The organism is Thermoflexus sp. (genome assembly GCF_025055495.1).
GTDB lineage: Bacteria > Chloroflexota > Anaerolineae > Thermoflexales > Thermoflexaceae > Thermoflexus.
Map to the genome: position 1 here is coordinate 1 of NZ_JANWXB010000012.1, position 9579 is coordinate 9579.

At 65.3% G+C, this 9579-nt stretch carries 5 protein-coding genes; 1 reads left to right on the forward strand and 4 read right to left on the reverse strand.

Annotated features, from left to right (window positions below; all coding sequences use genetic code 11):
• Window positions 1-103: 103 nt before the first annotated feature.
• The 4 genes from rimO to NZM16_RS00470 form a co-directional block, all read right to left on the reverse strand.
• Window positions 104-1522, reverse strand: coding sequence for a 30S ribosomal protein S12 methylthiotransferase RimO (gene rimO / locus NZM16_RS00455; protein ID WP_295449746.1), 1419 nt, complete (start codon window positions 1520-1522; stop codon window positions 104-106).
• Window positions 1523-1560: 38 nt separating this feature from the next.
• The gene (gene priA / locus NZM16_RS00460) at window positions 1561-4149 is read right to left on the reverse strand and encodes a primosomal protein N' (protein WP_295449744.1); all 2589 of its coding nucleotides are present in this window, start codon (window positions 4147-4149) and stop codon (window positions 1561-1563) included.
• A 440-nt stretch (window positions 4150-4589) separates the two neighbouring features.
• Window positions 4590-6812: a xanthine dehydrogenase family protein molybdopterin-binding subunit gene (locus tag NZM16_RS00465; RefSeq protein WP_295449742.1), complete on the reverse strand. Its 2223-nt coding sequence runs from the start codon at window positions 6810-6812 to the stop codon at window positions 4590-4592.
• A gap of 164 nt (window positions 6813-6976) precedes the next feature.
• Window positions 6977-8431 (reverse strand): FAD binding domain-containing protein, encoded by a 1455-nt coding sequence (locus tag NZM16_RS00470; protein WP_295449740.1) that lies wholly within the window; start codon window positions 8429-8431, stop codon window positions 6977-6979.
• Between the two features lie 412 nt (window positions 8432-8843).
• On the opposite strand from NZM16_RS00470, the gene coaE reads away from it, so the two are divergent.
• Window positions 8844-9458, forward strand: coding sequence for a dephospho-CoA kinase (gene coaE / locus NZM16_RS00475; protein ID WP_295449738.1), 615 nt, complete (start codon window positions 8844-8846; stop codon window positions 9456-9458).
• Window positions 9459-9579: the final 121 nt, after the last annotated feature.

Here is a 9579-nt window from a genome sequence, read left to right on the forward strand (position 1 = left end):
CTCCCCGCGGCCCTATGGGCTGTGGGGAGGGGGGAGAAAGGGGGATGGGCCATCGTTCCCCCCGAACAGAATTCCGCCTTCTAAATCCCCAACTCATCACAGGTCAAAGCGCTAACCCAAAATTCCCTGAAGTGATTAGAGGAATCGGAGAGGAAGTCTGCTCGCGGATGGACGGAGAAGCTTCCACCACACCCGTGAGGTCATAGGTCATGGCCCCGGTGATGCGGACTGGAAGGAACTGGCCAACCGGCCATTCCCCTTCCACCAGCACCAGCCCATCGATCTCGGGCGCATCCCGATAGGTCCGTCCAACGCTCAGGCCATCCCCCACGCCTTCGATCAGCACCTCCAGGGTCTTCCCCACCAGCGCCTGGTTCTTGCGCAGGGAGATCGGCTGCTGCGCGGCCATCAACCGCTCATAGCGTTCCCGCTTGACTTCCTCAGGGAGATGCCCGGGCTGCCGGGCCGAGGGGGTTTCCGGCTCATACGAATAGGTGAAGCATCCGACCCGGTCGAACTCCAGATCCTGGATGAACCGAAGCAGCGCTTCGAATTCTTCCTCGGTCTCCCCTGGATAGCCCACGATGAAGGTGGTGCGGATGGCGATATCGGGCATCGCCTTCCGGAGCTTCTCGATGGTGCGATAGACCCACTCGATGTTTGCTGGGCGACGCATCCGGCGCAGCACCGCGGGATGTCCGTGCTGAAGCGGGAGATCGAGATAGTGCGCCACCTGGGGATAGCGGGCCATCGTCTCAATCAGACGGTCGGAGACAGCGCCGGGGTAGGCATACATCACCCGGATCCACTTCACCTCCGGGACCTGCTGCACCAGGCCTTCGATCAGGACGGGCAGCCCATCCCGCATCCCCAGATCGTGGCCATAGTCCGTGGTGTCCTGCGCGATCAGGATCAGCTCCCGCACCCCCTGATCGACCAGGCGACGGGCCTCCGCCCAGATGACCTCCGGCGGACGGCTGACAGCGGGGCCTTTAATGAGAGGAATAGCGCAGAAAGCGCACGGACGGCGACAGCCGTCGGCGATCTTCAGATAGGCGCTGACCCCCTGAACCGCGGCCCGCAGCACGCCACGCTCCTCCCGGTGGATCGGTCCATCCTCCGGGATATGGAAGAGGGGCTCCGGGACGATGCGCCCTCGCAGCCCCTCGATGAACTCCAGGATGTCCATCCAGCGTCGAGTGCCGATCACCCCGTCGATCCCGGGCACCTCTTCCACCAGGCGGGCTCCCCATCGCTGGGCGAGACATCCCGCCGCGATGAGCAACTGCCCTTTCTTCTTCCGCGCCGCCAGCTCCCGCAGGGCCCTCAGGGATTCCTGACGGGCCGCCTCGATGAAGCCACAGGTGTTCACAATGAGCACATCCGCCCGGGCCGGTCGATCCACCGACTCATACCCGGCCTCCTCCAGCAACTGGGCCATGCCGGCGGAGTCCACTACGTTCTTCGCGCAACCCAACGTGATCAGGTGATACCGTTTACCGGATCCAATGGTCCTGGGCATCGTGCACGCTCCCAGACAGGCAGTGCTCAATATAACGTCTATAGAACATCCAGCGGATCCACGTCCACCCGCCAGCCCGGCGGCAGTGGGAAATCCTGAAGCCAGGCCACGGGATCAGGCCCTCGAAGGAGGATGTGCCATCGATAAAGCCCCCGCAGGCGGCTGAAGTAACATGGCGCCGGGCCGATGAGGGCGGTAGGAGGCGCTCCCTTCCGCTCCAGATGATCGCGCAAGATCTCCCCGAGCCGTTCGGCCGCCTCCCGAGCCCGATCCGGATCCGCATGCCAGTGAAGCAACCGCACCAGACGGTTGAACGGCGGATACCCATGGGCTTTCCGGAAGGCCCGCTCCTTCCGGTAAAATCCATCCCAATCATACTGCGCGGCGGCCGCGATGGCTGGATGATCCGGTCGATATGTTTGCAGGATCACCCGCCCCCCGAACAGTCCCCGACCCGCCCGGCCCGCGACCTGCACCAACAACTGGAACGTCCGTTCCGCGGCCCGGAAATCCGGCAGTCCCAGCCCCACATCGGCCAGGATCACCCCCACCAGCGTCACCAAGGGGAGGTCCAGCCCCTTGGTTAACACTTGGGTCCCGATCAGGACGTCCGCTTCCCCACTCGCAAAACGCTGCCAGATCAGGGCGTGGGCCGCCCGGGTCGGGGCCGTATCCAGATCCCAGCGCAACACACGGGCTTCCGGCCAGCGCTGGCGCACGGCTTCTTCCACCGCCTGAGTGCCGATGCCCATCCCCTTCAGCCGCCGGGATCCACACCGGGGGCATCGCGCAGCGGGCTCCTCGACGGCCCCGCAATGGTGGCAGACCCACCGGGTCGGCTGGTGATGCTCCGCAAGGGGAAGATCACATCGGGCGCATCGGATCAAATGGCCGCAATCCCGACAAAACACGAACGGCGCGGCGCCCCGACGGTTCAGGAACAGGATGGCCTGCTGTCCACGGCGGAGCACCTGGGCGAGGGCCTTCTCCAGCGCCCGGCTGAAGATCCCGGTGTTCCCCGCTTTCAGCTCCTGCCGCATATCGACGACTTCGATCGACGGCAGGCCGCTCTCCAGGGCTTCGCTTTCCACTTCCACGAATCGATCGAGGGAAGCGCCGAACTGTCGGGCCTGTTCCATCAGGCGCTGACGATAGCCCCGCAAGCGTCGGGGAAGGCTCAACTCCTCCAGCATCCCCCGCTCCACCCGATCGCGTAGCTCCACCCCCGGGGTCGCCGTGCCTAAGATGACCACCGCCTCCAGCCGGCGGGCCAAGGCCAGCGCGGCATCCACGGCATGGTAGGCGGGCAGGAGATAGGGGATCTGGGGCTGAAGGTCCTGTTTATAGCTGGCGTCGTGGGCCTCATCGATGACGATCAGCCCGAGATCCGGCATCGGGACAAAAAGGGCGGAGCGAGTGCCCACGATCACCCGGGCCTGACGACGGCGCACCCGCTCCCACAGCGCTCGCTCCTGCGTGGGGGGCATCCCGCCCGTCCATACCGCGACCTGGCCCGGGAAGCGAGCCTGAAAGCGCCGCGCGGTCTGAGGGGTCAAGGCGAGCTCCGGCACCAGAACAATGACCCCTTTCCCCCGACGCAGGATCTCTGCCACCGCCCGCAGATAGAGCTCCGTCTTCCCACTGCCGGTAATCCCATGAAGCAGAAACGCATGGAAGCGACCCGCCTCGATGGCGCGCGCGATCGATTGCCAGGCGATGGCCTGATCCGGCGTTAGGCTCGGCGGCTCCTCCGGCACGGGATAGGGATCCACCGTCTCCCATGCAGGCTGTTCAAAGAGCTCCAGGAAGCCCCAGCGGGCGAGCTGCCGCAGATCGTGAGCGCTACAGCCTGTCTCCGCCTGCAGCCAGTCGGCGGGCAGCGGCCGCGTCGCGGCCTCGAGGCGTTCCAGCAGCCGCCGTCGCCGCTCGATCACCACCCGGCTCCGCCCCAGGCGGAAGGCCGGGTCTGGCAGGGCTTTCAGCCGAACCCAACGGAGCATCGGGAGACGGCGTTCGCTGACCCGCCAGCTCCGCCGGATCCATCCCCGCTGGAGCAGGCGCTGAATCGCCCGCCGCCGCTCGACCAGCGGGAAATCCCGCAGGATGGTCTGCACCTCGCTGTGGGTCAGGGGCCCCTCGGCCAGGGCGGCGAGCAGAACCTGTTCTGCAAACGAGACGGCCACCGCCTGCTCCAGCCCATGGTCGGAGCGCTCGTGGGGGCATGTTGCGACGTGCCCCTTCTCATAAACCGGTTCCCGGCGTGGGATCAGGCCGGACGGGATCATCAGGCGCAGGCATTCGCTGATCGGAGCCAGATAGGTCCGGCTGAGCCAGGCCGCCCACTCCAGGCGTGGGGGATCCAGAACGGGGTCTGCTTCCAGACAGCGCAACACCGCTTTGCGCGCACGACCCTCCTCCATCTGCTCTCCCTTGCGGGGACGAGGGAGCCCCTTCCCAGCGATCCGACGCAACACAACCCCCGGCTCGGGCCGTCCGCTCCGTCCGAACGGCACCAATACCAAATGCCCGGGCCGGAGATAGCCACCCAGCCCTTCAGGCTCCTCATAGACGAAAACGCCGCCGGCATAGGCCGCGCCGGCGGCCAGAACGGCGATCTCCAGAGCCATTGGGATCCATACGAAACGAAATTATGCCATGTGCAACTTCCGACCTCTCCCGCGGGTTTTGGGGCTGGGGCGCCGCCTTCAGCGACGCCCAGCCCCAAAACGATGTTTCTCCCCCCTTATAGGGCCCCAGGGGCCCTGGGAGGTGCCTGGCCTGCTTCCCTCCCAAGGGTGCCTGGATCAGACCTGTCGCCTGAAGTTGCGCATGGCGTAAATTGAACCTACGATCCGTCACAAGGAAACATCCGCCCTGGGGTTGGGGATGGTAGGGCAAGCGGCCTCGCCGCCCACTCCACCACCCCCGCTTTTCTTATCCCTTCCCTACACTGCTTCGCGGCGTGGGGATAAGGGTAAGGGTAGGGGAAAGGGGCAAATCCCCAAAAGGGATCGTTCAGGTTCCAACAGGGCAACTTCAATTTGCTCGGATTCGTGCATTCGTGCCCCTATTCGTGGACGGCCCTTCCCCCCGGCACCCGGTTGGGATGCAATCCTGCATAAACCCGATCCGGGGTCAGGGGGAACGCATGGAACCAGACGCCGGTGGCATCGTGGACAGCAGCGATCAGCGCCGGGGCCAGGGGCAGGAAGGGCATCTCGGCCATCCCCCGCACCCCCCACGGGCCCAGGGGGTCCGGGTGCTCGAGGATCAGGCTTTCCACCTCCTCGGGAATATCATAGATCCCGGGGATCAGATAGGTGCTGAAGTGGCGGGTGAGGATGCGGCCCTGCTGCACGAGGAAGTTCTCGGTGATGGCGTAACCCACCGCCTGCACCACCCCGCCCTCGATCTGTCCCCTCAGGTTGATCGGATGGACTGCCCGCCCCACGTCGTCCGCACAGATCACCTTCACCGGTCGCACCTGCCCGGTCTCTATGTCGACCTCCACGAGGACCGCCTCGGCCACATACCCATAGGTCACATTCGGGCGCTCGGAGAAACCAGTCTCCGGGTCGAAGGGGAAGGTGCGCACAGGCCGGTAGGTAAACTCCCCGACCGCCGGGCGCTCTTCGTTGCGCCAGGCGGCCAGAGCCCGCTCCGCCGCGCCCCTAATAGCGTTGCCGGCCATGAAGGTCATACGGGAAGCTGAGGAGCTCCCCGAGCTCTCCGTGAAGGCGGTGTCCGAGGCCCGCAACTCGATCTTCTCCAGCGGCACCCCCAGCGCTTCGGCCGCCATCTGGACCATTGCCGTGTGCGCCCCCTGCCCCACATCCGCGCCCGCATGAAAGACGATCGCCTTCTCCACCTGGGCGTCGCCGTGGAGCTCGATGCGCGCCCAGGAATGCTCCGGGAAGCCAAAGCTGTAGGCGATGTTCTTGAAGCCGCAGGCGAACCCCCAGCCATAGCGCTTCATGGGATCCGGGGAGGAAGGCGCTTCCGGTCGAACCCATCCCCGTTCGGTCCGACGCCAGCCAGCTGCCCGGGCGCAGGCTTCAACGACTTCCGCGATGCTCACGCCCTCCGGCACGATCCCTCCCGTGGGCATGCGGGAGCCCTCTCGCCAGACGTTCTTCAGGCGGATCTCCACCGGGTCCATCCCCAGAGCCTCTGCGAGTTTGTTCATCTGGGTCTCGGCGATGAAGAGGGCCTGAGGCGCCCCGAAGCCCCGCATGGCTCCGGTCGGCGGGTTGTTGGTCAGCGCTCCCCGGATATCCGCTCGGACGTTAGGGACCTCGTAGGGGCCGCAGAGGGACATCGTGATGTTGCCCAGCACCTTAGTGGAGGTGTAAGCGTAAGCGCCCACGTCCGCGATCACATCCGCCTCCACCGCCAGCAGCCGCCCCTCCCGGTCCGCCCCCCAGCGCACCCGGGCCGTCACCGGATGGCGCTTGTGATGGCCGATAATGGATTCCTCCCGGCTCCAGATGATCTTCACTGGGCGGCCCAGCTTCCAGACCGCCAGAGCCAGGAGGATCTGCACCGACATATCCTCCCGGCCGCCAAAGGCTCCGCCGATCGCCGCGTAGATCACCCGGATCCGATCCTCGGGGAGCCCCAGCGCATGGGCGATCTGATGACGATCTTCATGGACCCACTGCCCCGCGGTCACCACGGTGATCCGGCCTTCCTCATCGATGTAAGCGACCCCCGCCTCGGGCTGGAGGTAGGCGTGTTCCTGGAACGGTGTCCGGTAGGTTCCCTCGACGATCACCGCCGCCTCCCGGAAGGCGGCCTCCACATCGCCCTGGCGGATCCGGTAATGGCAGAGCAGGTTCCCCGGATAATCGGGGTGAACCTGCGGGGCGCCGGGGCGCAGGGCTTCCTCGGGGTCGTAAACCCCCGGCAGGTCCTCGTATTCCACCTCAATCCGTTCCACCGCCTTCGCCGCGATCTTCTCGCTCTCCGCCGCCACCAGGGCAACTACGTCCCCTTCGTAACGCACCACGTCGGCGCCGGGCTTGCTCCCCGGGCCGCAGATCACCGGTTGATCGAAGTAGATCAGACCATACTCATTGACGGGCACATCCTTCGCGGTGAACACTGCCACCACGCCCGGCAACGCCTCTGCCCGGCTCGTGTCGATGCGACGGATCCGGGCAGGGGCCCGGCCGGCCCATTTCACCTTCAGGTAAAGCTGCCCCGGCAAATCCAGATCCCCCGGATAGGGGGTTCGACCGGTAACCTTCCCCTCCGCATCGATCCGCGGGATGGAGATCCCAATGGCCATTGGTCCATTCCTCCGCTGGCAAGCTGATCCGATTGCACTGCGAGGCGCGCGGATGGGCGGGATTTTCTATCGCTCAAGGAAGCTACCATAGCCATCTGGAAAGATCATTCCCAATCCCCTCTCTTTCAACTCCCTAAGGGGGACCTCTCTTCCTCCTGCAGGATTCATCCTGGCGAACCGCCGGCGGCTTCCTCCACCGCCCGGATGATGCTGTAATAACCGGTGCACCGACAGAGGTTGCCGGCAAAGGCCTGACGGATCTCCTCCAGAGTGGGCCGGGGCACTTCTTCTAACAGCACCACTCCGGACATGATAAACCCGGGCGTGCAATACCCACACTGGACGGCGCCCTGATGGATGAACGCGGCCTGGAGGGGATGAAGGGCGTCCCCAGGGGCCACACCTTCTACGGTCACAATCTCCGCCCCGTGCGCCCGGGGCGCTGGGACCAGACAGGACATCACCGCCATGCCGTCCAGGATCACCGTGCACGCCCCGCATTCTCCCTCGGCGCATCCCTCCTTCGTGCCCACCAGCCGGAGATCTTCTCGCAGCATACGTAGGAGCGTTTTATCGTTCGCCCCATGCACCACATAGCAGCGCCCGTTCACGGTCGTGATGATCGGCTCGGGGCCTTCCTCCCGATGACGAACCCGGCCATCCCAGGTGGCCAGCTCAGCCGGGACCTGAGGCCAGGACCGGGGTCGCCGATCGGAGGGCCTCCAGAGCAGCACCGGGCGTTCCGGAAAGCCCGCACGCTCCGCTCCATCCCGTAGCTGACGCAGTGCGCGCATCGTGAGCACCCGGACCATCTCCGCACGATACCAGGCCGGCCCGCGGATGTCGTCGATCGGACGGGCGGCGGCCTGGGCCAGTTCCCCGGCCCGGGCAATGACGTCCTCGGTCAGACGCTGTCCCTGCAAAACCGCTTCCGCTTCCGGGGCCCGAACGATGGTCGGCGCCACCGCTCCCAGGGCGATCCGGGCCCGAGCAACCCGATCGCCTTCCAGAGCGATCACCGCCGCCACGCTGACCACGGAGATCGCCTGGAACCGACGCAACCCCAGCTTCAGGAAAGTGCCCCGCTCGTTCGGCTTCAGGGGCTCGAACGCGATATCCACCAGCATCTCATCCGGAGCCATGGCGGTCCGCCGGACCCCCTGATAGAACTCCTCCAGGGAGAGGGTGCGCTGGCCCCGGACGCTCCGGAGCGTCACCGTGGCGTCCATGGCCCATAAGGGCACAATCGTATCGTTCGCTGGGGAGGCCGTGATCAGATTGCCCGCCACCGTGCCCCGGTTACGGATCTGAGGAGATCCGACCTCCCAGCATGCCCGGGCCAGGGGGAAAGCTCGCTCACGACAGAGCGAGGAGGCCACCACCTGATGATGGGTGACCAGAGGCCCCAGGTGTAGGCGTCCATCCACCCCGATCGCAAGGGCATCCAGGCCGGGGATCCGGGTGATATCGATCAGGACCTCCACGCCGGGGCGCTGGCCTCGTTCGAGCTCCAGGAGGAGATCGGTGCCGCCGGCGATGATCCGCGCCCGGCTGCCGTATCCGGCCAGCAGTTCCAGGGCCTCCTCCAGGGATGTCGGGGTGTAGTAGGCTTTCCACATCGATTCCCCCTTGGATGAGCGGATGGATTTGTATGTCCGACGAAGATCACTCCCGCCATGGGCAACGTCAGGCGGCGAGCCCGATCCGAGCGCCTTCGGGCGAGAAGCAGACCCAGCCTCTCCCCGCTCCCCGGAGCCTCCAGGGTCCTGGGGAAGGGGGAGAAAAACATCTTTGGGGCTGGGCCGCCGAAGGCGACACCCCAGCCCCAAAACTCGCGGGAAGTTGCCTTGGCGTCAATTCTATACCCTAAGTTTAATGGGATTCAGATCGTCCCTCCAATCAGTCCGGCAAACCCCTCTTTCCCTCCGGGGGATCGAAGCGGGCAAAGGATGCCAGGTAGCAAGTTGCATTATCATAGCGTAAGAAGCACAGGTCCTAAAGCCATGAGGCAGAGGGCTTGCGGAGCGTCCAATGGGCAAGCGGCCGATTTTGATTGGCCTGACCGGCAACATCGCTTGCGGTAAAAGCACAGTAGCCCGTATGCTGGCGGAGAAAGGGGCCTATATCATTGACGCCGACGCGATCGCCCATGAAGTGATCCGGAAAGGCACGCCTGCCTACGAGGCCATCCTCCGCCGTTTCGGAGAGGGGATCCTCGGACCGGATGGGGAGATCGATCGTCGACGCCTGGGAGCGATCGTTTTCCGGGATCTGAACGCCCTGCGGGATCTGGAAGCGATCGTTCACCCGGCCGTGCTGGTAGAGATTCAGCGACGGATCCAGGCCTGCCCGGAAGCCCCTGCGATCGTCATCGAGGCGATCAAGCTCATCGAATCGGGGTTCGCACGGGCTTGCGATACCCTGTGGGTGGTCACCTGCTCAGAGTCCGAGCAGGTCCGCCGGCTGATGATCGAACGGGGGCTCGCTGAAGAAGAGGCGCGCGTTCGGATCCGCGCCCAGCCTCCTCAGGAGGAAAAGATCCGACACGCTCATGTCATCATTGACAACAGCGGGGACCTAGAAGCCACGCGTCGTCAGGTGGAGCAGGCATGGCGCGAATGGATCGATCCAGATGCCACCGGATGAACACTCGCGCTTTGTGTAGTGCTTTACCCAGTTATAAACTGGGGATTTGAGGAACCGAAGCGAGTCCGGAAGGCGATGGCCCCGCCCCCCTTTCTCCCCCCACCCCCCCCCCCGCAGGGCC

Excerpts from the sequence above, each read along its gene's own strand:
- rimO (WP_295449746.1), bottom strand. The coding sequence starts at position 1,522 with ATGCCCAGGACCATTGGATCCGGTAAACGGTATCACCTGATCACGTTG.
- priA (WP_295449744.1), bottom strand. The coding sequence starts at position 4,149 with ATGGCTCTGGAGATCGCCGTTCTGGCCGCCGGCGCGGCCTATGCCGGC.
- NZM16_RS00465 (WP_295449742.1), bottom strand. The coding sequence starts at position 6,812 with ATGGCCATTGGGATCTCCATCCCGCGGATCGATGCGGAGGGGAAGGTT.
- NZM16_RS00470 (WP_295449740.1), bottom strand. The coding sequence starts at position 8,431 with ATGTGGAAAGCCTACTACACCCCGACATCCCTGGAGGAGGCCCTGGAA.
- coaE (WP_295449738.1), top strand. The coding sequence starts at position 8,844 with ATGGGCAAGCGGCCGATTTTGATTGGCCTGACCGGCAACATCGCTTGC.